Source organism: Pseudomonas wayambapalatensis (genome assembly GCF_049942315.1).
In the GTDB taxonomy this organism is placed as follows: domain Bacteria; phylum Pseudomonadota; class Gammaproteobacteria; order Pseudomonadales; family Pseudomonadaceae; genus Aquipseudomonas; species Aquipseudomonas wayambapalatensis.
Genome location: NZ_JBNFMU010000197.1, coordinates 14,165 through 39,318, shown reverse-complemented (window position 1 = coordinate 39,318; position 25,154 = coordinate 14,165). Strand labels below are relative to the sequence as shown.

Sequence of the window (25,154 nt, the reverse complement as noted above, 5' to 3'; positions counted from 1 at the left end):
AGCGGCGTGACGAAAGTAAGTCGAGGTGGCGGTGAAGGCTCCGTCACGTAGCAAGCCCGCACCCACAGGTCTTGTGGGTGCGGGCTTGTTATGTAACGGGGCTGCAGAACAGCCCCTGTGGTTCAACCGATCAGAAGCCCATGCTGAAGCTCAGCACCACGCCATGGTCGCGGTTCTCGCTGGACAACTGCCCGGAGTAACCCAGGCCCAGCTTGCCGCTCTGGCCCACGGCCAGGTCGACACCCGCCTCGACCACCGCCGCATCCCGCGCGATCGGCACCCCTTCGGTGCTGAAGCTCGCACCTCCGGCGATGAAGCGTGCATCGGCATCGGGCTTGGTATCGCCGAACGCGTGGCGCCAGCCGACCGACAGCCGCGGAGTGATCTCGCTGCCGTTGTCCAGCTTGATACGCTTGCCGGCGCGCACCCCGACGGTGGAGAAGGTCACGTCCTGATCGACGCTGGCCTTCAGGCGACCGTCCCCACCCTTCTCACGGGCACTGTCGCTGTCGTAGTTGACGTAGGCAAGGCCTGCGAACGGCTCCAGGGCGATACCGCCAGCGTCGATGGCGTAACCCACCTCGCCGAACACCTGGGCGCTGCGTGCCTTGTACTTGGCTTTCAGGCGGTCGTCGTAGCTGCCCACCTGGACATCGCGCTTGGTATCGATGTCGTGCCAGGTGTAGCTGGCGCCCAGGCGTGCGGCGAAGGCATCCATCTGGTAACCCAGGTAGGTGGCCAGGTGGTAGCTGTCGACGCTGGCGTCCGACTGACGACGGTGGGCATCGATGCTGCTGCGGGTGTACCCGGCAGCGATACCGACCTTCCACTGATCGTCCAGGGCACGATCGACACCGAGCATGAAGCCCGACAGGTCACGGTCGACGCTGGCATGGCTGCTGCTGCCGTCGTAGTCACCCCAGCCGCCGATGGCGCGGATCCAGCCCACGGCCTGGCCCTGGCAACCTTCGCTGGTCAGCTGCTGGTTGGCGGTCGGCGCCAGGGTGCGGCGTGGGTCGTCCTCGCGGCTGCAATCCGGTTGACGCATACGGTCGTTGACCGCGTCGCGGATGTAGCGCGAATCCTCGATCAGCACGGTCGCGGTGCTGGCGTGTATTTCCCCGGACAGGCTGTCGAACGCCGACTGCGCGGCCTGACGGTCGAGCGGCAGGATGTTGTCGCGCAGGCTGGTCGGCGCACCGGTGCTTTCCAGGGCCGTGGCGACACCACGCTGGTTGCTGGAGGCAGCGACATCGGCGAACGAGTTGCCGTTGCGGCTGACCGACAGGGTCACCTGGTTGGCGCCATAGTCGATCGAGCTGTTGAGGAACGCCGAGTTCACCAGGTTGTTGCTGGCGAAGGTGCCGTTGATGCCGCCAGCTGCACTGACCACGGTGTACTGCCCGTTGCCGCCGGAGAGGTTGGCAACCGTCAGGCTGCCACCCAGGTTGGCGGTGCCGCCGACATTCAGGTAGTTCACCGGGGCGGTGCCCAGGTCGATGACCAGGTTGCCGTCACTGGCGTTGGTGAAGTTGCCACTGACATTGAGGTTGCCCGCAGGCCCTGGCAGCACGGTGCCGTGGTTGGTCAGGCTGGCGACGGTGCCGTTGCCGGTCAGCGCCGCGCCGTTGGCCACGGTGACCTGGGCGCCAAGGTTGGTGCCCGGGTTGTCGGCATTGCCGACTTGCAGCGTGCCCTGGTTGACGTTGAAGGCGCCGCTGAACGGCTGGTTGCCGGTCAGCAACAGGCTGCCCGCCCCTTGCTTGGTGGTGGTGCCGGTGCCGCTGAGGGTGCCGTTGAAGGTGCCGTTGGTGCCCTGCGCGAACACCAGGTTGGCGTTGTTGGTGATGTTGCCTTGCAGGCTGGTGGTGTTACCGGCCAAGGTGCCGCCGCTGACGGTGGTGCCGCCGCTGTAGGTGTTGGCACCGGTCAGCACCAGGGTGCCTGCGTCGAGTTTTTCGATACCGCCAGTGCCAACCAGTGGCGCACTGATCACGGCGCTGGCACCTGCGTTGACCCGTACCGGCGCCAGGCTGCCATCGGCGCCGTTGACCGGGGTCAGGCTGCCACCTGTACCCGGCACCACCTGGTAGCCGTCGCTGAGGAACTGCATGCCGCTGAACGACTGATTGCCGACCACGGTGACGGTGCCAGGCTGGCCACCGAACACGGCGAAGGCATCGCTCCAGGTTTCGCCAGTGGTGCCGTTGGCGTTGGTCCAGTTGGTACCAGGGCCCCAGGTGCCACTGCCGCCGCCGATGCTGCCGTCCGGATTGGTCTTGCCGCCGTTCCAGAACTGCAGCTGGTCGCCCGCGCCCTGCACCACCAGGTTGATCTGGTTGGCGATGGCGGTCTGCAGGCTCAGGTCGCCCAGTGCCACGCTGCCGGGGACAGCGCCGAAGACCAGACCATTGTTGGTCAGCGCGCCGCCATAGTTGAACAGCTGGTAGACGCCGGTGCCGAAGCCGCCGGCATTGGTGATGTTCAGCGTACCGTCGAGCACCAGGTTGCCGTCGACCTTGACCACCGTAGTGGACGCCGCTGGCGCCCCGAGCGAGAAGTCCAGGGCGCTGCCGGAACTCAGGTTCAGGCTGCCTACCGTCAACGGTGTGCTGCTCTGGCCTGCGGCCAGGGTGGCGCCGTCGGCGATCTGCACAGCCCCGGCATAGGTGCCGCTGCCGCCCAGGCGAGCGCCGGTAGCGACCTGTACCGTGGCGCTGTCCAGGCGTCCGTTGACCAGCAGGCTGCCGGCATTGACGGTGGTGGCACCGGTCAAGCCGTTGACACCGGTCAGCAGCAGTTCACCACTGCCGTTCTTGGTCAGCGTACCGCTGCCAGTGAGGTTGCCGGTGTAGCTGCCGTTGGCGTTCTGCTCGAAGGTCAGCGCCGCGTTGTTGAGGATCGCACCCTGCAGGCTTGTGGTGTTGCCGACCACGCTGCCCGCGTTGATCTGGGTGCCGCCGCTGTAGCTGTTGCTGCCGCCCAAGGTCAGCAGTCCTGCGCCATTCTTGACCAGCCCGCCGACACCGCTGATGTCGCCGTTGAGGGTCAGCGCGTTGCTGCCGCCGATGGCCAGTGCGCCGTTGAGTACTGCGGCGTTGGCCAGGGTGACGGCGGTGTTGCTGTCCAGGGTGGTGCCCGCGGCGGCCGTCAGCGTGCCGCTACCCAGCGCACTGTCGTTGCCGACCACCAGGGTGCCGCCGTTGAGCGCGGTGCCGCCGCTGTAGCCGTTGGCGGCGTTGAGCACCAGGGTGCCAGCATCGTACTTGGCCACGTTGCCGGCACCGTTGAGGGCGACGTTGAGGGTGGCGGTGACGCCGCTGTCTACCCGCAGGTTGGTGGTGCCGCTGGTGCTGGTGAGCAGCTCGCCCCCCGTCCCGGCATCGAGCACATAGCCGTCGGTGATGAACTGCAGGCCGGTGATGCTGTGGCTGCCGTTCACGGTGACGGTGCCGGTGGCGCCCTGGAAGACGGCGAAGGTGTCGTTCCAGGTGGTGTTGAGTACGCCGTTGGCATCGGTCCAGTTGGTATTGGTGGCATCCCATGTACCGCTGCCGCCATCGATCAGGCCGTTGGCCACGCTCTGGCTGCCGTCCCAGAACAGCACGTTGCTGGCACCGCCCACCACCAGGTTGACCTGGTTGGCAATGGCCGTCTGCACCGTCAGGTCGGTCACTGGAACGGGCGTGGTGCCAAAGGTCAGGCCATTGTTGACGAGGCTGCCGCCGTAGGCGAACAGGCGGTACACACCGGCACCGAAGCCACCGATATCAGTGACGTTCAAGGTGCCGCCAAGGGTCAGGTTGTTGGATACGTTGACCAACGGCGAATTGCCGCCAGTCGGCGCGCCAAGGGCCGCGTTGAAGTTCGAACCGGCATCCAGCGACAGGTTGCCCGCGTTCAGGGTCGTGCCGCTGGTGGCTGCGAGGCTGCCGCCGCTGGCGACGGTCACCGCCCCACCGAGGCTGCCCGCACCCGACAGCGTCGCCCCACTGGCAACGTTGACCGCGCTGCTGGCGAGCGATCCATCCACCTTCAAGCCCCCGGCCTGCACGTTGGTATTGCCGGTATGGCTGTTGCTGCTGCTCAGGGCCAGGGTGCCGGTGCCGAGTTTATTGAGCGTGCCGGTGCCGCTGATGTTGCCGTCGAACACGCCGCCTTCGACGTTGAGGCTGTTGCCTGCAGCGATCTGGATCGCGCCGGTGCCACCGATCTCGCCCAGCGTGGTGTTGCCGTCAAGATTGAGGCTGGCGCCTGCACTGACGTTCAACTCGCTCTGGGTGCCCAGCGCGGTGGTGCCGATAGTGCTCAGGCTGCCGGAGAGGATGTTGAGGATACCGCTGAAGGTGTTGTTGCCCGACAGGGTGAGGTCGGCCAGGCCGTTCTTGTTCAACACGCCGTTGCCACTGAGCACACCGGCCAGTTGCAGGTCGTTGCTGCCCAGCACGTTGAGGATGCCGGTGACACTGACCGGATTGGCCAGCGTGACCGCAGCGCTGCTGTCGAGGTTGGCGTTGCCGGTCACGTCCAGGCCACCTGTGCCGAGCGCGCCGTTGTTGCCGACCACCAGGGTGCCGGCCTGCAGCTCGGTGCCGCCGCTGAAGGTATTGGCGCCCAGCAGGCTGAACCGCGCGATGCCGGACTTGATCAGACGGCCAGCGCCAGCGACGGTGCCGCCGAGGCTCAGGTCATTGCCGCCCAGCACGTTGAGGTTACCGGCCAGGTTGACGTTGTTGGCCAGCGCCACGGCCTGGCTGCTGTCCAGGCTGGTGCCTGCCGCCACATCGAGCGCGCCGGTACCCAGTGCGGTGTTGGAACCTACCACCAGGGTGCCGCCGTTCAGCGCGGTGCCGCCGCTGTAGCTGTTGTTGCCGGACAAGGCCAGTTGCGCACTGCCGGCCTTGACCAGGCTGCCAGCGCCGCCAATGTTGCCGGTGAGCGCCAGATCGTTGTTGCCGGTCAGGTTCAGCGGGCCGGCGAGGGTGATCGCATTGGCCAGGCTCACGTTCTTGTTGGTGTCCAGGGTGGTACCACTGGCAGTGTCCAGCAGGCCGGTGCCGAGGGCGGTGTTGCTGCCCAGCACCAGGGTGCCGCCACTGAGCTGGGTGCCGCCGCTGTAGCTGTTGTTGCCGTTGAGCACCAGGGTGCCGGTGTCGAGCTTGTTCAGTTTGCCGACACCGCCCAGGCCGACATCGAGGGTCGCGATCACGCCGGGATCGACCCGCACGCTGGTATCGCCACCGCTGCCGTTGACCAGGTCGAGCAGGCCGGCGGTTCCGGCCAGCAGGCGATAGCCGTTGCTGACGAACTGCATGCCATTGACGCTCTGGCTGCCGTCGACGGTGACGTCACCTGCCGTGCCCTGGAACACCGCGAAGGTGCTGCCCCAGGTAGTGTTGACGGTGCCGTTGAGGTCGGTCCAGTTGGTGTTGCCGGCGTTCCACACGCCGGTGCCACCATCGACCTGGCCGTTCGGGGCAGTCTGGCTGCCGTCCCAGAACTGGATGTTCAGGCCGCTGGAGCTGACGAGCAGGTTGATCTGGTTGGCCAGGGCGGTCTGCAGCGACACATCGCCAAGGCTCACGCCCAGCGGCAGGGTGCCGAAGTCCAGACCGTTGTCGGTCAGCGCGCCGGCGTAGTCGAACAAGCGGTACACGCCGTTGCCGAAGCCACCGATATTGCTGACGTTGAGGGTGCCGTCGAGGGTCAGGTTGCCGCCGACATTGAACAGTGCGGTGCCGCCAGTGCCTGGCGAAGCCAGGCCGACATCGACGATCGATCCGCTGTTGAGCACCAGCGAACCGAGGCCCAGGGTGGCGCCGCTCTGGCCTGCCAGGTGGCCGCCGTTGTCGATCACCACCGAGGCATTGGCAGAGCCGCTGCCGGTGAGGGTTGCGCCGCTGGCGACGGTCAGCAGGTTACTGCCCAGGCTGCCATCGATTTTCAGGGTGCCAGCGTTGACCTGCGTGTTGTCAGCCAGGTTGCTGGTACCGGTAAGGGTCAGAGTACCGGTGCCATCTTTGGCCAGGCCGCCCAAGCCGCTGAGGGCGCCACCGAAGGTCGTACTGGCGTTGTTGCTGCCCAGGTTCAGGGTGCTGCCAACGCCGACATCGACGTTGCCGCTGCCGGTGAGGGCACCAAGGCTGGTGTTGCCGTTGAGGTTGAGCTGGCCACTGGCACCGATGTTGAGGGTGTCGACGTTGGCCAGCACGCCGCTGCCGAGCGTGGTGAGCGAGCCGGCCTGGATATCGACGTTGCCGGTGAAAGTCTTGACGCCGACCAGGGTCAGGTCGTCGACACCGGTCTTGACCAGGTTGCCTGTGCCGCCCAGATCGCCACTGAGGATCAGGGCGTTGGCGGCCTCGACGGTCAGGTTGGCGCCGTTGCTCAGGGCGATGGTGTTGCCCAGTGCCATCGGCGCGCTGTTGGCCAGGGTGGCGTCGGCGGTCACGCTGAGGGTGCCGGTGCCCAGGGCGCCACTGCTGCCGAGGGTCAGGCGCCCGGCATTGAGCTCGGTGCCGCCCTGGTAGCCGTTGTTGCCGTTAAGGGTGAGGTTGCCGCTGCCGTTCTTGGTCAGCCCAGCGGTACCGTTGATCACACCGTTGAGGGTCAGGTCGTTGGTGCCGGCGACAGTGAGGCCGGCGTTGAGGGTGACGTTGTTGGCCAGGGTGGTGCTGGCGACGCCGCTGCTCAGGGTCGAAGCCCCGGCGACGGTCAGGGCGCCCTGCCCCAGCGCGTTGTCGTTACCCACCACCAGTTGCCCGGCGCCCAGGGTGGTACCGCCCAGGTAGTTGTTGGCGCCATTGAGGGTCAGGGTGCTGGCGCCAGCCTTGTTCAGGCCACCGACACCGTCGAGCACGCCATTGAGGGTCAGGTCGGCGGTGCCTGGCAGGTTGAGCGTGCCGCCCAGGTGCACATTGTTGGCCAAGGCGGCGCTCGCGCTGGCATCGAGGGAGGTATTGGCGCCTGTGGTCAGATCCCCGGTGCCCAGCGCGGTATTGCTGCCGACGGTCAGCGTGCCGGCGTTGAGCGTGGTGCCGCCGCTGTAGGTGTTGTTGCCGTTGAGGGTCAGGCTGGCGGCACCGTTCTTCACCAGGCCGTTGGTGCCGGAAACCACACCGTTGAGGGTGAGGGCCTGGCTGCCATCGAGGGTAAGATTGCCACCGGTCAGGTTGACCGCGTTGACCAGAGCCAGAGCCTGGCTGGCGTCGAGGGCTGCGGCGCCGGTGACGTTCAGGGCGCCACTGCCCAGGGCACTGGCGTTGCCCAGCAGCAGGCTGCCGGCTTGCAACGAGGTGCCGCCGGTGTAATTGTTGGCGCCGTTGAGCACCAGTTGACCGGTGCTGGTCTTGTTAAGGCCGCCGCCGCCGCTGATGACCCCGTCGAGGGTCAGCGTCTGGGCGTTGTTGACGCCCAAGGTAGCGCCCGTGCCCAGGCCGATGGCGTTGGCTACTTGCAGGGCGCCCGTGGTGGCCAGGGTGCTGTTGCCGGTGACCGAAAGATTGCCAGCGCCCAGCGCGCTGCCGTTGCCCAGGGTCAGGGTGCCTGCGGCGAGCGTGGTGGTGCCTTGGTAGGTGTTGGCGGCACCGAGGGTCAGGTTGCCGGTGCCGGTCTTGGTCAGCCCACCAGTACCGCTGATCACGCCGCTCAGGGCCAGGTCGTTGTTACCAGGCAGGGTCAGGGTGTCGTTGAGCGTGACCTGATTGGCCACGATCAGGGGGCCAGTGGTGGCCAGGTTGCTGGCGCCGCCGACGGTCAGGTTGCCGAGGCCCAGTGCCGAGTTATTGCCCAGGGTCAGGGTGCCGGCGTTGAGGGTCACGCCACCGGACAGGGTGTTGGGGCCACCCAAGGTGAGGTTGCCGGCGCCATTCTTGGTCAGGCTGCCAGCGCCCGCGACCAGCCCAACAAGGCCCAGGTCGTTGCTGCCGGCGATGGTGAGGTTGCCGCCCAGATTGACGGTGTTGCCGATAGTGAGCGCCGAGTTGCTGTCCAGGGTGGTGCCCGCAGCCGCGTTGAGCTGGCCGAGGCCGAGCGCGCTGGCGTTGCCGAGCACCAAGGTGCCCGCGTTGAGACTGGTGTTGCCCAGGTTGCCATTGGTGCCATTGAGGGTGAGTGTGCCGCTGCCGGTCTTGGTCAGGCCGCCGACACCATTGATGTTGCCGCCTAGCACCAGGTCCTGCGCGCCAGCGATGGTGAGGTTGCCCGCCAGGTTGAGCGCATTGGCCAGGGTCACGTTGGCGCCTGCACTCAGGGTTGTGCCACCTGTGGCATTCAGCGCGCCAGTGCCCAGGGCGGTGTTGCTGCCAACCACCAGGGTGCCGCCATTGAGGCTGGTAGAGCCCTGCTGGCTGTTGCTGCCGTTCAGGGTGAGTACGCCGGTGCCGTTCTTGATCAGCCCACCGGTGCCGCTGAGTGCGCCGTTGAGCGTGAGGTTGCCAGTGCCTGGCACAGTCAGGTTGGCGTTCAGCGCTACAGTATTGGCCAGCGCCACGCTGCCAGTAGCGGCGAGGCTGGAAGCGCCAGTGACGTTCAGGCCGCCTGTGCCGAGGGCCAGGTCGTTGCCCAGGGTCAAGGTGCCAGCGGCAAGGGTGGTGCCGCCGCTGTAGGTGTTGGCGTTGCCCAGCGTCAGGTTGGCCGCGCCGTTCTTGACCAGGCTGCCGGCACCCGATACCACGCCAGACAAGCCAAGGTCGGCGCTGCCAGCGATGGTCAGCGCGCCACTCAGGGCCAGGGCGTTGCCAAGGGTGACTGCGGTGTTGCTGTCCAGCGTGGTGCCCGTTGCGGCGCTGACCGCGCCAGTGCCCAGGGCGGTGTCGTTGCCCACTACCAGGGTGCCACCGTTGAGCAGCGTCCCGCCGATGTAGCTGTTGGCGCCGTTGAGCACCAGGGTGCCGGTGTCGAGCTTGGCCAGTTGGCCGCTGCCGGAGAGGCCGACGTTGATCGTCGCGGTAGCGCCCGGATCGACACGCACAGCGAATGCGCCGTTGCTGCCATTGACCAGGTTCAGGCCACCGGTACCGATCAGGCGATAGCCATTGGTGACGAATTGCAGACCGGTGGCAGCCTGGGTGCCCACCACGTTGACATCGCCAGCGGTGCCCTGGAACACGGCGAAATCGCTGGCCCAGCTGCCGTTGAGCACACCGTTGATATCGGTCCAGTTGGTATTGCTGCCATCCCAGGTGCCGGCGCCACCGTCGATGACGCCGTTCGGCACGCTTTGCGCACCGTCCCAGAACTGCACGGTGCCGGTGGCACCGCCCACCAGCAGGTTGATCTGCGCGCCGATGGTGGTCTGCACCTGGACATCGCCCGGCAGAACGCTACCCGGCAACGCGCCAACGACCAGACCGTTGTCGACCAGCGCGCCGGTGTAGTCGAACAGCCGATAGATACCGGTGCCGAAGCCACCGAGGTCGGTGACGTTGAGGGTGCCGTCGAGGGTCAGGTTGCCGTTGACGTTGACCAAGGCAGTGCCGCCCGTGGAGGGCGAGCCGAGGCCGAAGTCGAGAATCGAGCCGCTGTGCAGGGTCAGCGCGCCGGTGTTGAGGGTCGCGCCGCTGTTGGCCAGCAGGTGCGCCCCGTTGGCGATGTCCACAGGGCCGATCACGCTGCCGGTGCCGCCCAGGCTGGCGCCGACATTGACCTGTACGCCGGAGCTGGCGAGCGAACCGCTGACATTGAGCAGGCCGCCATTGACCGTGGTGGCGCCGCCAAGCACGTTCACACCGGATAGCTCCAGAGCACCGGTACCTGCCTTGATCAGGCCACCGCTACCGGCCAGGGCGCCGCTGAAAACGCTGTTGAGGTTGTTGCCGCCGACCGTCAGGTCACTGCCCCCCGCCACGCTCACCGCGCCGGCACCGCTCAGGCCGCCGATCGTGGTACTGGCACCGAGGTTCAGGCTGGCGCCCGCCCCGACGTTGACGCCCGCGCTGTTGCCGAGGGCGCCAGTACCTATGGTGGTGAGGCTGCCGCCGAGCAAGTCGACGGCACCGCTGAAGGTGTTGTTGCCGGTCAGCGTGAGGTCGGCCAGGCCATTCTTGATCAGACCTGCGGTACCGCTGATGACACCGCCCAGGGTCAGGTCGTTGCTGCCGCCGAGGGTCAGGTTGGCGTTGAGCGCGATGTCGTTGCCCAGGGTAGCGACCGCGCTGTTGTCCAGGCTGGCGGCGCCGGCCACGGTCAGGGCACCGGTCCCCAGGGCGCTGCCGTTGCCTATCACCAGGCCACCCGCGTTGAGCGTGGTGCCACCGGCATAGGTGTTGACCCCGTCCAAGGTCACGGTGGCATTGCCGTTCTTGACCAACTTTCCTGTCCCGCTGACTACACCACCGAGGGTCAGCGCGTTGCTGCCGGTGAGGGTGAGGTCGGCGTTCAGGCCGATGTTGTTGCCCAGGCTAAGTGCGGCGCTGGCGTCCAGGCTTGCGGCGCCACCGACGGTGAGGTCGCCGGTGCCGATGGCGCTACCATTGCCCAGCACCAGGGCGCCAGCGTTGAGCAGTGTGCCACCGGCATAGGTGTTCAGGCCGCCGAGGGTGAGCGTGCTGGTGCCATTCTTGATCAGACGGCCGGTGCCATCGACCAGGCCGGAGAGGTTGAGGTTGTTGCTGCCGGCCAGGGTGAGGTCGGCATCCAGGGTAACGGCGTTGCCAACGGTCAGCGCAGCCGTGGTATCCAGGGTACCGGCACCTGCGACGGTCAACTTGCCGACGCCCAGTGCGTCTCCATTGCCCAGCACCAGGCCACCGGCATTGAGGGTGGTGCCGCCCAGGAAGGTGTTGGGGCCGGAGAGCGTCAGCGTGGCGGCACCGTTCTTGACCAGGCTGCCGGCACCGGCGATCACGCCACCGAGGCCCAGGTTGGCGGTGCCGTCGAGGGTCAGGGCACCGGCCAGGTTCACGGCGTTGCCGAGGTTGACTACGGTGTTGGCGTCCAGGTGGGTACCGGCAGCGGCATTCAGCGCGCCAGTGCCCAAGGCCGTGTTGCTGCCGACCACAAGGGTGCCGGCGTTGAGGTTGGTGGCGCCGAACTGCGTGTTGGCGCCATTGAGGGTCAGGGTCGTGCTGCCGTTCTTGGTCAGGCCACCGATACCGGCGATAACGCCGCCCAGGGTCAGGTCGTTGCTGCCGGCGAGGGTGATGTTACCGGCCAGGTTCAACGCGTTGCCCAGGGTCAGCCCGGCCACCGAAGAATCCAACGTGGTGTTTGCGGCGGCGTTGAGCGCGCCTGTGCCCAGGGCGGTGGCGCTGCCGACCACCAGGGTGCCGGCGTTGAGCGCGGTGGCACCGCTCTGGGTGTTGCTGCCGCTCAGGGTAAGGGTGCTCGCCCCATTCTTGATCAGGCCGCCGGTACCGCTCAGGTTGCCAGCCAGGGTCAGGTTGTTGGCGCCGGAGAGGGTCAGGTTGGCGCCGAGGTTGACGCCATTGTTCAGGGTCATCGCCGCGCTGTTGGCGAGTGTGGATGCGCCGCCAACGTTGAGCGCGCCGGTGCCCAGCGCCGCGGCGCTGGCCAGGGTCAGGGTGCCGGCGTTGAGGTTCAGGCCGCCGCTGAAGGTATTGGCACCACTGAGGGTGAGGTTGCTGGCACCGCTCTTGACCAACGCACCAGTGCCACTGACCACCCCGCCCAGGGTGGTGGCGTTGCTACCCAGCACGCTCAGGGTGTTGGCCCCCAGGTCGATGGCGTTGCCCAGGTTGACGGCCACGCCCGCGTCGAGGCTGGCATTGCCGCCCAGGCTGAGGGCACCGGTGCCCAGTGCGGCGTTGTTGCCGACGGTCAGCACCCCGGCGTTGAGGGTGGTGCCACCGCTGAAGGTGTTGGCGCCGTTGAGGGTCAGGCCGGCGGCGCCGTTCTTGACCAGCGCGCCGGTGCCGCTGACCACCCCACCCAAGGTGGTGGCACTGGTGCCCAGCAGGTTGAGGGTATTGGCGCCCAGGCTGATGGCGTTGCCCAGGTTGACACCGGTGCTGGCATCGAGGCTGGCATTGCCACCCAAGGTCAAGGCACCGCCGCCCAGGGCGTTGTTGTTGCCCACGGTGAGTTTGCCGGTGTTGAGGGTCAGGCCGCCGCTGAAGGTGTTGTTGCCGTTGAGCGCCAGGTCGGCTGCGCCGCTCTTGACCAGTGCGCCGGTGCCGCTGATCACCCCGCCCAGGGTGGTGGCACTGGTGCCCAGCAGGTTGAGGGTGTTGGCGCCGAGGTTGATCGCGTTACCCAGGCTGACCGCTGCGCTGGCGTCGAGGCTGGCGTTGCCAGTCAATGCGAGAGCGCCCGTACCCAGCGCGGCGCTGTTGCCGACAGTGAGTTTGCCGGTGCTGAGCGTGGTGCCGCCGCTGAAGGTATTGACGCCGTTCAGGGTCAGGTCGGCCGCGCCGTTCTTGACCAGGCTGCCGGTACCGCCAATCACACCGCCCAGTGTGAGCGCGTTGTTGCCAGTCAAGGTCAAGGCACTGCTGCCCAGGTTGATGGCATTGCCCAGGGTCATGACGGCCGTGGTATCGAGGGTGCCGTTGCCGGTCAGGGTCAACGCGCCACTGCCCAGACCGCTGGCATTGCCGAGGGTGAGCGTGCCTGTGCCGAGGGTGGTGCCGCCGGAGAAGGTATTGACGCCATTGAGCGTCAGGTTGCCGGTACCGCTCTTGACCAGCGAGCCGGTGCCGCTCAGCACGCCGCCAAGGCTCAGGGCGTTGCTGCCGGGCAAGGTCAGCGCCGCGTTCAGCGCCACCGCGTTGTTCAATACCAGCGGCACACTGCCTTGCAGGCTGCCCGCACCACTGACGGTGAGCGCTCCACTGCCGAGCGCCGCAGCGCTGGTCAGGTTGAGGCCGCCCGCAGTCAGGTTGGTGCCGCCGCTGTAAGTGTTGGTGGCACCGAGGGTGAGCAGGCCGGCGCCGGTCTTGGTCAGCCCGCCGACGCCCGAGACCACGCCGTTGAGGGCCAGGTCGTTGCCACCGCCGACACTCAGGCCGGCGTTGAGGGTCAGGGCGTTGGCCAGGCTCAACCCCGCGACACTGCCCAACAGGCTGCCACCGTTGACGGTGATGCCGCCGCTGCCGAAGGCGCTGGAGTTGTCGAAGTTGAGCACGCCGCCGTTGAGGGTGGTCTGGGTCGTGCCGCTGAGCACCGCGCCGATCAGGCTCCAGGTGCCGCTATCGACGATCAGACGGCTGAAGTTGATGTAGTTGTTGGCGTTGATCGTGCCGCTGCCGGCAGTCCCGCTGCCGCCACCAATAGCGTTCTGCAAGGCCAGCGTGTTGGTGCCGCCGGCACCGCCGTCGATCTTGCCGGCGGCTGCGAAAGCCAGGTTGGGATTACTGGTGACCAGCAAGGCGACACTGATACCAAGCCCGGCACCGACACTCGAACCAGTGATGGCATTGAAGCGGTTGGTGCTGTTGGCCCCCATCGACAAGCTGCCGGTCAAGGTGCCGGCGTTAGTGAAGGTGTTGCCTGCGGCAGAAGCCTCGAACGCTGCCCGGCCAAGAATGGTGCCGGTGTTGGTGAAGTTCACCGTGCTGCCGCCGGTAACCGCGATGACCGGGGTGTCTTCACTGAGCAGCGTCAGTGAAGCCAATGCCGAGGAGCCAATGCTGCCGGCGTTGGTGATGGTAGTGGTACCGGCCGCACCGTTGCGCGCGTCCAGCGCCATGCCCGTGAGGTTAAGAAGGTTGGCGCCGAGCAAGGCACCCGTGCCCTTGATCACACCCGTGGCATTGTTGTTGATGTTGAGCGTGCTGCCGGTGCCGGTATTGCCGATCAGCACTGCACTGGACTGAATGCTCAACAGCCCCAGCAATGTAGGGTCGATGGTGCCGGAGTTGTTCAACGTGTTGTTGTTGCCCGCCAGCGACAGCGACGTGCCCCCTACGCCCAGCAAGGTACCCAGGCTGGCGCCAGGGTTCACGTTGACCGTCAGGCCGCTGCCGCCGTTGGTATAGCTCGGTGCCAGAGGGTTGGCGGCGCCGTTACACGTGATGGTGGAACCGGCCGCACTGCACACGGCCAGGGCCTGCTCGCTCGTCAGACCGAAGGCCAGGCCTCCGACAGCGAGGCTCACAGCGAGCGACAAATGGGAAAGACGGGTAGGCAAAATGGAGGCGACGCTTCTGTCCACGGAGAGCTCCTTCGTGGATCAGGTGGTTCGGTCCTTGAACGCGTGCACTGCTATGTTGCCGGTTAGTCGAACACGCGACGACGAAACACCTGACCATGGCTACATGATTCCTTGTTGGGAATGTGTAGCCGCTGGCGAGCAGGCGCGAAGGGACGCGGGGACGGTCAAATGGTGTTAATACTTTCTCGAGGCAGCACGTATTTCGCGGGCTGCAGCAGGGTGTCGCTTGGATCCAACCGACGAACGGTCATGTCCGGTGGGCAAAACGTGATGTGTTTGGCCGTTCAGGCGACCTCTGCCCCATCGTCAGGCCAGTGCGGTTCGTTGGCGCCAGGCGGGGTCAGCGGTGGCAGGCCATAGGCGGCACGGGCGTCATCACAGCTGGGGTTGTGCACGCCGTTCTCCCACGACGCGTCGAACTCGCGACAGGGGCTGGAACGATTCTCGTAGATGGTGCACCCCACCTTGTTGCCGATCTCGCCTTCCAGGCTGATACAGCGGCAAGGCTTGGCGTCGGTGCCGATCATGGCCACGCGGGTCGGATTGATCTGCACCACCAGATCGTCGGGCACCAACCCGCCCGAAGACTGGCATTCACCCCAAAAGAAAGACACACGAAAGTAGCCGCAGCAGGCGCCGCAGGTCAGGCAAGGGTTCTGTTCGGACATGATGGCCAGGAAGGGAAGTTGTTGTTATCGAGCGGGCGCTCGCGGCGCCATTTTTAATCCAAGCACGAGCGGCTGGATAGAGGGGAAATGAAAAAAAGACGGCCGCTGGTCGCAGCCCTCGAGCGCCATGCCGACCGTGGCAGGCAAAAGCCGCAATCGGCCTGCCATCGCAGACCGGCTTGCGGCTTGACGCCTGGGGCTTACTTGCTGGTCAGCCCGTCGGCGCGGAACATCTGACGGATACCGCGGATGGCCTGGCGGATGCGGTCCTGGTTCTCGATCAGGGCAAAGCGCACATGGTCATCGCCATAGTCGCCAAAACCGATACCGGGCGAGACACAGACCTTGGCCTCGGCCAGCAGCTTCTTGGAGAACTCCAGCGAGCCGAGGTGTGCATAGGCTTCGGGGATCTTGGCCCAGACGTACATCGAGGCTTTCGGATTCTCGACCATCCAGCCCATCTCATGCAGCCCCTTGACCAACAGGTTGCGGCGTTGGCGGTACTGCTCGGCGATGTCGCGCACGCACTGCTGGTCACCTTCCAGCGCGGCAATCGCCGCCACCTGCAGCGGCGTGAAAGTGCCGTAGTCGTGGTAGCTCTTGATCCGCGCCAGGGCGCTGACCAGCTCGGGGTTGCCGACCATGAAGCCGATCCGCCAGCCCGCCATGTTGTAGCTCTTGGACAGGGTGAAGAACTCCACCGCGATATCCTTGGCGCCAGGCACCTGCATGATCGAAGGCGCCTTCCAGCCGTCGTAGACGATGTCGGCGTAAGCGAGGTCGTGCACCACCAGCACGTCGTACTGCTTGGCCAGGGCCACCACTCGTTCGAAGAAGTCCAATTCCACGCACTGCGCGGTCGGGTTGGAGGGGAAGCCCAGGATCATCATCTTCGGCTTGGGGATCGATTCGCGGATCGCCCGCTCCAGCTCATTGAAGAAGTCCACTCCCGGCACCAGCGGCACGGAGCGCACCTGGGCACCGGCGATCACAGCCCCGTAGATGTGAATCGGGTAGCTGGGGTTGGGTACCAGCACCGTGTCGCCATGGTCGAGGGTGGCGAGCATCAGGTGCGCGAGGCCCTCTTTCGAGCCGATGGTGACGATGGCTTCGCTGTCCGGGTCGATCTCGACGTCGTAGCGTTCCTTGTACCAGTTGGAAATGGCGCGGCGCAGTCGCGGGATGCCGCGCGAGGTGGAATAGCCGTGGGTATCTTCACGCTGGGCGACCTGCACCAGCTTCTCGACGATGTGTGGCGGGGTCGCGCCATCCGGGTTGCCCATGCTCAGGTCGATGATGTCTTCGCCACGACGGCGTGCCGCCATCTTGAGCTCGGCAGTGATGTTGAAGACGTAGGGGGGGAGACGATCGATGCGCGCAAAGCGGCGCGGCGAACCTGGGTTGGCCATGCTTTCCTCGAGAGACGTAAGCGCCCGGAACCGTCCGAGCGACGTTGGCCACTGCGGTGGCCGAAGCAGAAAATAGTCTGGTTGCCCCGGCGTTGTAAAGGGGCTGTCGATAGATTCGCCGCCCACCAGCGAGACTTACCCGCTGGTGGGTCGAAGAACTCAGCGCAGGGCTTTGTAGGCGTGCAGGTCGAAACGCTGGATACTCAACCCATCGCTGGGGTCCAGGTGCTCGCCACGCACCTGGCTGAACTCCGTGGCAATGCTGCCGCGATGAACCATACGCTCATCGGCAGTGCCTTCGGTCAGTACGGTATAGGACTTCTTGCGCATGGCGCGGTAAAGCTCATCGTTCGCATCGATGGTCTTGTGATAGGTCATCAGCCCCGCATCGTCCAACTCCAGACACTTGTCCAGCTTTACGCCCCAACGCTTCAGGCAAACCTCCGCGAAGTGCCGCACGATCATCCCCGGCTCAGGCAGTGCCTTGCCAGAACCTGCGCCGTCTATCGAAGCATTGCCCACCAGCGTTGCATGGCGGCCCGGCATCGGCAGTACGCTGACACGTGTACCGTACGCTGTGGCAGGCACCACACAGGCGAACCCTTTGGATCGCTCGTCTCGCGCATAGAACCCCACGTACTCCTTCACGTTGGCTCCCAGTTGCACGCGCTCAGACTTCAGGTTACCTACCCCCGGCACCGGATCGATGGCAAAGATGTTGACCTTCACATCACGCAGCTCCGGATCTTGCGCCATTGCGTTGGCGAGCATGTGACAACTGATTCCGCCCCTGCTCCACCCCACCAGGTTGACCGTGGTCGGGATCAACGGTTTGCGCAGTTGCCTGATCATCTGCTCTTGCAAGGCCTGGGGGGTCACCGCGCGATCACCATAGTCGTAGGTGCGCCAGAACCACGAGCCACCGGCCTCGGCATCAGGAATTGGAATGCCAGCGCTCTTCAGGTTCTGGTATTGCTGCTCGGTGAGCTTGGTGCGGGCCCAGGTACTCTTGCCCTTGATGACCTGCAGGGCATGCCGCACGTTCTCATCCCAACCTTTGCCGAACAGCGTGCCGGTCACTTTGTAGTAGTCGCCGTCGTCTACGAACAAGGCATCGTCCTGCAGGTTGCCACTGCCTGGGCCATCGACTGCGATCCAGTCGACGAACTCCCTGCCGAAGGTATGGTTGGCCAGCGTGGCGATCAGCTCGCCATTCCAGAAATTAGGGTTGTTGTGATCGAAACGGTGGGAGCCGGTTCCGCAGAAATAGACGGTAAAAACACTCATTTGGATGCTTCCTTATGACTTGGAAGCTCAAACTAGTGCGTTCGGATACCAGCGCGCAGACGGAAAATCTACCAATAAAAAACCCGGCCAAAGGCCGGGTTCTTGTAATGCGCGTAGGCTTCAGCGTGCGTAGGTCATCAGCACGTCGGCAGCAGTCTGGCTGTCCACCGACATCATCACGCTCAGCGCGGTGACGGTCAGGATGGAGAAGCCAAACACTTTGCGTGCCCACTTGCTGTCATCTTCGGCCTTGTAGCCACCCCAGGCCATGTACAACCAGTACAGACCCATGGCGGCTGCGACGGCCAGGTAACCCAGACCGGCGTACCCACCCAGCGTCAGCATCAACGTGGCGAGCACGAAGGCCAGCACGTACAGCACGATCTGCTTCTTCGCCGCCAGGATACCGCGAGCCACCGGCAGGACCGGGATGTTGGCTGCGCTGTAATCCTTGAAGCGGAAGATGGCGATGGCAAAGCTGTGCGGCATCTGCCACAGGCTGAACATCACCAGCAGCGTGACCGCTGCCAGGTCGAAGCTGTTGCTCACTGCGCAATAGCCGATCACCGGAGGCATGGCACCGGACAGGCTGCCGACCAGGGTGCCGTGCACCGATTTGCGCTTGAGCCACAGGCTGTAGAAGCCGACGTAGACCACGAAGCCGATCAACGCACAGAACGCCGACAGCGGGTTGGCCTGGACATACAGCAGGCTGAAACCCGCCACCCCGAGCAGGGTGGCGTAGATCAGTGCGAGGGGCAGCGACATGCCGCCCTGAACCATGACACGGTTCTTGGTACGTTCCATCTTCTGGTCGATGTCACGGTCGATGCAGTTGTTGAACACGCAACCGGACGCAACCACAAGCGAAGTACCTACCACCACCGCCAGGAACAGGGCGAAATCCACATGGCCCTTCGCGGCAAGGAAGAAACCGCCTGCCACGGAAAGCACGTTACCGAAAATGATCCCCGGTTTGGTGATTTGGATAAAGTGCTTCACGGACATGCAGTCTTACCTCACTTGGCCAACATTTCGTAGTGGATGCTGAACATGATCCACAGCGACAGGCCTACCAGCAGTGCGATTACCAGAGCGGTGAACAGGAACGTCGAGACAGTGGAGCGCTGCTCTTTCGAGCGGTCCATGTGCAGGAAGTACACCAGGTGCACCACGACCTGAATGACAGCCATGGCCACCACGATCAGGACGGTCAGGTTCTTCGGCAGGGTCGGATACATCACCAGGCCGAACGGGATCGCGGTCAGGATGATCGACAGGATGAAGCCGATCATGTAGGACTTCACGCTGCCGTGGTTACCTTCGTGGTGAGTGTCGTGTGCGTTAGCCATTACAGAACCCCCAGCAGGTAGACGACGGTGAAGACGCAGATCCAGACCACGTCCAGGAAGTGCCAGAACAGGCTCAGGCAGCTCATGCGGGTCTTGGCAGTCGGCGTGATGCCGTGCTTGTTGATCTGGTACATCAGGATGGCCATCCAGATCAGACCCGAGGTCACGTGCAGGCCGTGGGTGCCGACCAGCGCGAAGAACGCCGACAGGAAACCACTGCGCTGCGGGCCGTAGCCTTCAACGATCAGGTGATGGAACTCGTAGATTTCCATCGCGATGAAGCCTGCACCGAACAGGAAGGTGATAGCCAACCAGCCCAGTACGCCTGCCTTGTTACCGGCGAACATCTTCAGCATGGCGAAGCCGAAGGTGATCGAGGACAGCAGCAGGAACGCGGTTTCGACCAGCACGAAGTCGAGCTGGAAGATGTCATGACCCGACGGGCCGCCGGCAAAACTGCCGGACAGCACCGCGTAGGTGGCGAAGAGCGACGCAAACAGGATGCAGTCGGTCATCAGGTACAGCCAGAAACCGAAGACGGTCATCTGGCCCGAGTCGTGGTGGTGATCGTCGTGCCCATGGTCGTGACCATGCGCATCGCCGTGAATTACTTGACTGGACATTGATTACACCCGTTCAAAGGTTTCGACACGTGCGCCACCGGTAGGTACACCGGCAAGCTGCAGGGCCCGCTGGCGTTCGCCTTCGATGCGCGCCACTTCTTCGGCAGGAACCATGTAGCCCTGATCGTCACGTGCAGCGTGGCGAACGAAGACCGCGATGGTTGCTACCAGGCTCGCACCCACCAGCCACCAGATGTGCCAGATGAAAGCGAAGCCGAAGATGGTCAGGAACAGACCCATGAACAGACCGGTCGAGGTGTTGTTCGGCATGTGGATCGCTTCGTACTTGGCCGGCACCTTGTAGGCGACACCGGCTTCCTTGGCTTCTTGCCAGGCGTCCAGGCCGACCTTCTCAGGCATGTGGGCGAAGTTGTAGAACGGAGGTGGCGACGAAGTCGACCATTCCAGGGTACGGCCACCCCATGGATCGCCAGTGACGTCCAGGTTCTGGTTGCGGTCGCGAACCGATACGTACAGCTGGATCAGTTGGCAGGCGATACCGAACAGGATCAGCACCGCACCGACCACGGCCACGTACAGGTAGGGTTCCCACAGTGGGTTGTCGGAGTGGTTCAGACGACGGGTCATACCCATGAAGCCCAGCGCGTACAGCGGCATGAAGGCCACGTAGAAACCGGACAGCCAGAACCAGAATGCCGCCTTGCCCCACTTCTCGTTGAGGGTGAAACCGAAGGCTTTCGGGAACCAGAAGGCGAAGCCGGCAATGTAGCCGAACACCGCGCCGCCGATGATCACGTTGTGGAAGTGGGCGATAACGAACAGGCTGTTGTGCAGTACGAAGTCAGCACCCGGAACGGCCAGCAGTACGCCGGTCATGCCACCGATGGAGAAGGTGACCATGAAGCCCAGGGTCCAGAGCATCGGCGGAGTGAAACGCACGCGACCCTGGTACATGGTGAACAGCCAGTTGAACAGCTTCACACCGGTCGGAATGGAGATCAGCATCGTCGCCAGACCGAAGAAGGTGTTGACGCTGGCGCCGGCACCCATGGTGAAGAAGTGGTGCAGCCAGACCGCGAAGCCCAGTACGGCAATGGCACCCGATGCGTAGATCATCGCGTGGTGGCCGAACAGACGCTTGCTGGAGAAGGTCGAGGTTACTTCCGAGAACACGCCGAACGCCGGCAGGATCAGGATGTACACCTCAGGGTGACCCCAGGCCCAGAACAGGTTGACGTACATCATCGGGTTCCCACCAAGCTCGTTGGTGAAGATGTGGAAGTCCAGATAACGGTCAACGGTCAGCAGAGCGAGTGCGGCGGTCAGGATCGGGAAGGAAGCGACGATCAGCACGTTGGCCCAGGTGCAGGTCCAGGTGAAGATCGGCATGTCCATCAGTTTCATGCCAGGTGCGCGCATCTTCAGGACGGTGACCAGGAAGTTCACGCCTGTCAGTGTCGTACCCAAGCCTGATAGCTGTAGCGCCCAGATGTAGTAGTCAACCCCTACGCCCGGACTGTACTGGATCCCCGAAAGTGGCGGATAGGCAACCCAACCGGTCTTGGCGAATTCGCCGACGCCCAGGGAGATGTTGACCAGCAGCACGCCTGCCAGCAGCAGGTAGAAGCTCAGGGAGTTCAGGAACGGGAAGGCAACGTCACGTGCACCGATCTGCAGAGGCAGGGCCAGGTTCATCAGGCCGGTGAAGAACGGCATCGCCATGAAGATGATCATGATCACACCGTGGGCGGTGAAGATCTGGTCATAGTGTTCAGGCGGCAGGTAGCCTTCGGAGCCGCCGGTAGCGGCAGCCAACTGGGTACGCATCATGATGGCGTCGGCGAAGCCGCGCAGCAGCATGACCATCGCGACGATGATGTACATCACCCCGATCTTCTTGTGGTCGACCGTGGTCAACCACTCGGTCCACAAGTAGGACCACTTGCGGAAATAGGTGATGGCACCAACGACGGCGAGGCCCCCGAGCGCGATCATGGCAAGCGTCACCATGACTATCGGCTCGTGATAGGGAATCGCCTCCAGGCTTAATTTACCGAACATCTCTTACTCCTCTGCACCGGCAGCTGGTTGCATACTCGTTTCCACACCCTTGGTAGTGGCCAGGTCTTTGCTGCCTGCTTCTTCGTGGCTCGGACGACCACGGTTCATGCCTTCGTACTTGTCGACGATGAGCTGGAACGTGTCAGGCGAAGCCTCGCTGTACAGCGCGACTGGGTTGTTTTCGCTTGGTTTGGCCAAGGCGTCGTATTCGGCCTTGTCCAGCTTCTTCGGCGAGGCCTTCACTTGCGCGACCCATGCATCGAAGTCGGCTTGGGAAGTGGCGGTTGCCTTGAATTTCATACCGGTGAAGCCAGCACCGCTGTAGTTCGCGGAGATACCGTCGAACTCGCCATTTTCGTTGGCGATCAGGTGCAGCTTGGTGGTCATGCCGGCCATCGCGTAGATCTGGCCGCCCAGCGCAGGGATGAAGAACGAGTTCATCACGGCGTCGGAGGTCACGCGGAAGTTGACCGGGGTGTTAGCCGGGAAGACGATCTTGTTGACCGTGGCAATGCCCTGCTCCGGGTAGATGAACAGCCATTTCCAGTCCAGGGCGACCACGTCGATCTGCACCGGCTTCACATCGGAATCCAGCGGACGATAAGGGTCGAGCTTGTGGGTGGAGTGGTAGGTGACGTAGCCCAGGGCGATGATGATCAGGATCGGGATGATCCACACCGCGGCTTCGATCTTGGTCGAGTGCGACCAGTCTGGGGTGTAGGTGGCAGCCTTGTTGGAAGCACGGTACTTCCAGGCGAAGACCAGGGTCATGATGATGACTGGCACCACGACCAGCAGCATCAGGCCGGTAGCGATGAGGATCAGGTTCTTTTGCTCAATGCCGACCTGGCCCTTCGGGTCGAGCAGGGTCCAGTTGCACCCACTGAGTAAAAGCATGCCTAAAAAGGGCAATATGCCAAACAGTCTGGGGTAACGCTTTTTACTCATCTCACGACCTCTAGATCAGCTTGCTTCAATGCAATGTGTTTTGTTCGCCAACACTTCGTCCTGCCAAGCGTTAGCATTTCGAGCTCGAACCCGCGCCTGCCTGGGATCCGACTGCTGGATCTGGGCGTTGAGCGCATGGACGAGCTTGGGGTTTTCTTAGGCTAAAGGCCTGTACTTCAGACCAATTCCATTTGGTGCGGGAAAACGCGGAGGGGTGTCCGCCCGGATCGCCGTTGGGCGAAACTTGTCGAAGTCAGCAAAAGGAGCGCTGGGGCTTCCTTCAATCCTGCGACTCGCAAGCAGTGCCGAACGGAAATTGGGGGCGATTGTAGATAGGTCGCCCCCCCTTGACTATGACTTATTGAGCAACAGTCTTTTACAGAATTTGTAATAATCCTGGCTGAAAAATCAACTTCGCGACAGTTTGTCGCACCCGGCTTGATAGCCCTGAAACCCTTGTATTACAAGGGCTCAACGTTGATCAGGATCAGTCTCTGGGGAAATTTTGCCGGTTATCTCACCGTGCAATAGACCTGCATCAAATCGGGACTTTTGTCTAAGCCCGGCGCCGATTTCGATAGATGCCCAGCGGCACCAGGATGGCAGTGAGGACGAAGGCCACCAGCGCCCATTGCGCCAGCGACAGACCCAGGATGGGCGGGTACGGTGTGGTGCAGAAACCGTCGACCTGGAATGCCAGGGGCCAGAGCCGCGCCAGGGGCAGGTCGTCGACGATTGGTTGCAGGACATCGACGCCGCAACTGGCGTACGGGTTGGCGAGTATATACACATGGTTGCCGGCCGCAACGATTCCGCCAATTGCGCTGAGCACGACCAACGCCTCGAAGAAGGTCAGGCTCCGTCGTCCGGGCATGGCCGCAGCGATGAACGCGAACAGCGCGATCAGCAGCAAGGCATAGCGCTGCAGGATACACAGCGGGCAAGGTGCCTCGCCTAGCACGACCTGCATGTACAGCGCGCCGCCGATCAGCGAGAGGCAGATTACCCCCAACAGCACGAGGAAGCGCCGTTCCCGATTCAGGCGCAGGGTTTGTTCGTTCATTGCCGATTCCTTGGATGGATAGGTGGCAGCGTGTTCCGCCTGCCTGGCGCAAGTCTACACGCAGGGATGGTCTCTTAGCGTGTCGAGGAAGCGGCGAGACAGCGCTGCGCAGGGCTATCCGGAGATGCTGTGACCGGAGTTGGCGACATCGGTTCAACCTTGGCCGGTAAAAAAAACGGCTACCCGGGCGTCGCGCAGGGACCAGCCCCTCGACACCCGGGAGTGAAGGATACAGTGATTAAAGCAGGATTAAAGATGAAAGCTGCGGGACGTTGTTCATCCTTCTTTATATATGCACAGGCCAACCCCTCCGACTTGCCCGCGAAGACGCCAGCCTGGTCAGTAGATCATTCCAGGGCAGCCGCCGGCCCGAAAAATTCGTAGCGGCTCTGCGCATCCGGAACCCCCAGCCCCTTCAAGTGACGACGGATCGCCGCCATGAAGCCCTTCGGCCCAAGGAAGTAGGCATCCACGTCACGCTCACGCGGCAGCCACTCGGCCAGCAGATCCTGGCTCAGCAGGCCGACTGCATTCGCATCCCGGCTGCCGTCGTCCTCGGCGTAGCAATAAAAACGCTGCAGTTGCGGATGTTGCGCAGCCAGACCGTCGACCCAGTCACGGAAGGCGTGTACCGAACCGTTGCGCGCACAGTGGATGAAGTGCACCCGACGCTCGGTCTGCAGCGCCGCCTCGAGCATCGCCAGGGTCGGGGTGATGCCGACACCACCACTGATCAGTACCAGCGGCTTGTCGCCAGCCGCCAGAGTGAAGTCGCCCGACGGCGGGAACAGCTTTAGGGTGTCGCCGACCTGCAGTTGATCATGCAGATGGTTCGACACCTTGCCCCCGGCCTCGCGCTTGACGCTGATGCGGTACTGCTGACCATCGCACAATGCCGAGAGCGAATAGTTGCGGCGTTGCTCGGCACCGTCGATGAACAGCTGCAAGCCGATGTACTGACCCGGCTCGGCCTTGAGTACCGGCTTGCCATCGACCGGAGCGAAGTAGAACGAGACGATCTCGCTGCTTTCCTGCTCACGGCGCACCACACGAAAATCGCGAGCACCGCGCCAGCCACCGTCGGCCTCCTCCTTGGCCTTGTACAGGCCCTCTTCGGCGCCGATGAGGATATCAGCCAGCTGGCCATAGGCCGCGCCCCAGGCAGCGATCACCTCCGGGGTGGCGATGTCCTTGCCCAGCACTTCCTCGATGGCGCGCAGCAGGCAACTGCCAACGATGGGGTAGTGTTCGGGCAGGATCTGCAAGGCCACATGCTTGTTGATGATCTGACCAACCAGGCCACCCAGTTGCTCCAGTTGGTCGATATGGCGGGCATACATGAGCACACCGTTGGCCAGCGCACGCGGCTGGTCACCACTGGCCTGGTGCGCCTGGTTGAACAGGGGACGGACCTCGGGGTACTCGCTGAGCATCATCTTGTAGAAGTGGGTAGTCAGCGCCTCGCCACCGCTTTCGAGCAGCGGGACAGTGGCCTTGATGATTGCACGTTGGTCGGCATTGAGCATTGCAGTGACTCCTGAGCCTTGGGCTTCGAATGGTTACCCAGACCATCGCAATTACGATGCCAAAAAATAAAACATTATAAATCAATTAGTTATAAATAAAATTGTCAATATGACCAATGCTCGAGCATGGTCATATCGACAAC

Annotated in this window: 11 protein-coding genes; all 11 read right to left on the bottom strand. The window is 63.8% G+C overall.

Annotation, left to right across the window (positions count from 1 at the left end):
* Positions 1-130 precede the first annotated feature (130 nt).
* Positions 131-14,113, bottom strand: a complete 13,983-nt coding sequence (locus ACPZMI_RS15990) for an autotransporter-associated beta strand repeat-containing protein (protein WP_426352621.1) — start codon at positions 14,111-14,113, stop codon at positions 131-133.
* A 284-nt stretch (positions 14,114-14,397) separates the two neighbouring features.
* Entirely contained in the window at positions 14,398-14,781 is a 384-nt protein-coding gene (locus ACPZMI_RS15985; protein WP_186668298.1) for a YkgJ family cysteine cluster protein, read from the bottom strand.
* A gap of 200 nt (positions 14,782-14,981) precedes the next feature.
* Positions 14,982-16,190, bottom strand: a complete 1,209-nt coding sequence (alaC, locus tag ACPZMI_RS15980) for an alanine transaminase (protein ID WP_186708085.1) — start codon at positions 16,188-16,190, stop codon at positions 14,982-14,984.
* A gap of 159 nt (positions 16,191-16,349) precedes the next feature.
* Positions 16,350-17,477, bottom strand: a complete 1,128-nt coding sequence (locus ACPZMI_RS15975; protein WP_186708087.1) for a hypothetical protein — start codon at positions 17,475-17,477, stop codon at positions 16,350-16,352.
* 120 nt (positions 17,478-17,597) lie between these two features.
* Entirely contained in the window at positions 17,598-18,485 is an 888-nt protein-coding gene (gene cyoE, locus ACPZMI_RS15970; RefSeq protein WP_054892516.1) for a heme o synthase, read from the bottom strand.
* An 11-nt stretch (positions 18,486-18,496) separates the two neighbouring features.
* Entirely contained in the window at positions 18,497-18,829 is a 333-nt protein-coding gene (cyoD, locus tag ACPZMI_RS15965; protein ID WP_054892515.1) for a cytochrome o ubiquinol oxidase subunit IV, read from the bottom strand.
* Complete coding sequence (locus ACPZMI_RS15960) at positions 18,829-19,452, bottom strand: cytochrome o ubiquinol oxidase subunit III (RefSeq protein ID WP_186668302.1); 624 nt, start codon at positions 19,450-19,452, stop codon at positions 18,829-18,831. The genes cyoD and ACPZMI_RS15960 overlap by 1 nt, the downstream gene beginning before the upstream one ends.
* 3 nt (positions 19,453-19,455) lie before the next feature.
* Positions 19,456-21,474 (bottom strand): cytochrome o ubiquinol oxidase subunit I, encoded by a 2,019-nt coding sequence (gene cyoB / locus ACPZMI_RS15955; RefSeq protein ID WP_186668303.1) that lies wholly within the window; start codon positions 21,472-21,474, stop codon positions 19,456-19,458.
* A gap of 3 nt (positions 21,475-21,477) precedes the next feature.
* Positions 21,478-22,422 carry a ubiquinol oxidase subunit II gene (gene cyoA / locus ACPZMI_RS15950; protein WP_186668304.1) on the bottom strand — a complete coding sequence of 315 codons (945 nt, stop codon included), beginning with the start codon at positions 22,420-22,422 and terminating at the stop codon, positions 21,478-21,480.
* Between the two features lie 556 nt (positions 22,423-22,978).
* Positions 22,979-23,485 (bottom strand): disulfide bond formation protein B, encoded by a 507-nt coding sequence (locus ACPZMI_RS15945; RefSeq protein WP_054892511.1) that lies wholly within the window; start codon positions 23,483-23,485, stop codon positions 22,979-22,981.
* Between the two features lie 347 nt (positions 23,486-23,832).
* Positions 23,833-25,011, bottom strand: coding sequence for an NO-inducible flavohemoprotein (gene hmpA, locus ACPZMI_RS15940; RefSeq protein WP_186668305.1), 1,179 nt, complete (start codon positions 25,009-25,011; stop codon positions 23,833-23,835).
* Between the last annotated feature and the right edge of the window lie 143 nt (positions 25,012-25,154).

Coding starts and splice junctions, on each gene's coding strand:
- ACPZMI_RS15985 (WP_186668298.1), bottom strand. CDS start 14,781: ATGTCCGAACAGAACCCTTGCCTGACCTGCGGCGCCTGCTGCGGCTAC.
- alaC (WP_186708085.1), bottom strand. CDS start 16,190: ATGGCCAACCCAGGTTCGCCGCGCCGCTTTGCGCGCATCGATCGTCTC.
- ACPZMI_RS15975 (WP_186708087.1), bottom strand. CDS start 17,477: ATGAGTGTTTTTACCGTCTATTTCTGCGGAACCGGCTCCCACCGTTTC.
- cyoE (WP_054892516.1), bottom strand. CDS start 18,485: ATGTCCGTGAAGCACTTTATCCAAATCACCAAACCGGGGATCATTTTC.
- cyoD (WP_054892515.1), bottom strand. CDS start 18,829: ATGGCTAACGCACACGACACTCACCACGAAGGTAACCACGGCAGCGTG.
- ACPZMI_RS15960 (WP_186668302.1), bottom strand. CDS start 19,452: ATGTCCAGTCAAGTAATTCACGGCGATGCGCATGGTCACGACCATGGG.
- cyoB (WP_186668303.1), bottom strand. CDS start 21,474: ATGTTCGGTAAATTAAGCCTGGAGGCGATTCCCTATCACGAGCCGATA.
- cyoA (WP_186668304.1), bottom strand. CDS start 22,422: ATGAGTAAAAAGCGTTACCCCAGACTGTTTGGCATATTGCCCTTTTTA.
- ACPZMI_RS15945 (WP_054892511.1), bottom strand. CDS start 23,485: ATGAACGAACAAACCCTGCGCCTGAATCGGGAACGGCGCTTCCTCGTG.
- hmpA (WP_186668305.1), bottom strand. CDS start 25,011: ATGCTCAATGCCGACCAACGTGCAATCATCAAGGCCACTGTCCCGCTG.